The 1,294-nt window shown below is 55.1% G+C and carries 1 protein-coding gene; it reads left to right on the top strand.

The features are described 5' to 3' along the window. Positions 1-82: 82 nt before the first annotated feature. Positions 83-1,240 carry a DDE-type integrase/transposase/recombinase gene (locus KIF87_RS22980; RefSeq protein ID WP_213330840.1) on the top strand — a complete coding sequence of 386 codons (1,158 nt, stop codon included), beginning with the start codon at positions 83-85 and terminating at the stop codon, positions 1,238-1,240. Positions 1,241-1,294: the final 54 nt, after the last annotated feature.

The following is a 1,294-nucleotide window of genomic DNA, read 5'->3' as shown; positions in this document are numbered from 1 at the left end:
GGTATGAACCGGAAACATGGGTAACACTTTAGACCGGATACATGGGTAACAGTTATAACTGGCATAGAAGAGGAGACTCGCTATGCCCTGGACTGAGACCCGACCTATGCAACGCCTTGATTTTATCCGTGCCTGTCATGCAGGTACGGACTCCTTCTCCGCTCTTTGCCGTCTTTTTGGCATCAGCCGTAAAACCGGCTATAAATGGCTTCAGCGTTTTGACCCCTCTGACCTGTCATCCCTCTCTGACCGGTCGCGCGCGCCACGCTCCCACTCCCGGACGGTTCCTGATGATATCGCCGGACAGCTTACGGCCCTGAGGCAAAAACACCCTGACTGGGGCCCCAAAAAACTGCGGATGTGGCTGCTCAATCATCACGTCGATTTTACCGTCCCTGCTGCCAGCACTATCGGCGATATCCTCAAGCGTGAAGGCCTGGTTCCGGATAAAAAGCGAAAACGCAGAACCCCGGGCAATCGCCAGCCCCTGACCACCATCAGTGAGAACAATCAGGTCTGGAGCGCGGATTTTAAAGGCAAGTTCAGGCTGCTGAGCAGAGAGTACTGCCATCCCTTCACCCTGACCGACAATCACAGCCGGTACCTTCTGAGCTGCCGGGGAACGGACCGGGAGAGCGAGCCCTTCGTCAGGCAGTGCCTGACGGATGCGTTCCTGGAGTACGGTCTGCCGGAAGTCCTGAGAACGGATAACGGTCAGCCGTTCGCGGGAACAGGTATCGCCGGGTTAAGTCGCCTTGCCGTCTGGCTGATAAAGCTGGGCATCAGACCGGAACGTATCAGAAAGGGGCATCCGGAAGAAAACGGCCGTCATGAGCGAATGCACCGCTCGCTGAAAAGTGCAGTGAAACAGGGCAACACCTTCATGACGATGGAAGAACAACAGCGGTGGTTCAGTGACTACCGGGAAGAGTTTAACCACGAAAGGCCGCATGAAGCCCTGGCGGGTGCAACGCCCGGAACGGTGTGGAAGCCCTCAGGCCGGCACTGGGATGGCAGGGTTCCTGAATATGCTTATCCGGAAGGAGGGACGGTCTACAGGGTGAAATCGAGGGGGACACTCTATATGGGGAAAAAGGGGACGGTGTTCCTGAGTGAAGCGCTGACTGATGAGTACATCATGCTGGAAGAACAGGATGATGGCCTTGAGGCCATCATCTTTAACGGAATAACGCTTGCGTACTATGACCGAAAAACCCAGAGTGTGCTCCGGATAGACTAAAAAGTGTTACCTATGTTCCCGGTCTGATCTGTCACCTATGTATCCGGTCATACA

The organism is Enterobacter sp. 120016, assembly GCF_018383635.1.
In the GTDB taxonomy this organism is placed as follows: domain Bacteria; phylum Pseudomonadota; class Gammaproteobacteria; order Enterobacterales; family Enterobacteriaceae; genus Enterobacter; species Enterobacter asburiae_D.
The sequence above is the reverse complement of the archived record's forward strand: the minus strand, read 5'-3'. Positions and strand labels throughout refer to the sequence as shown.

Excerpts from the sequence above, each read along its gene's own strand:
- KIF87_RS22980 (WP_213330840.1), top strand. The coding sequence starts at position 83 with ATGCCCTGGACTGAGACCCGACCTATGCAACGCCTTGATTTTATCCGT.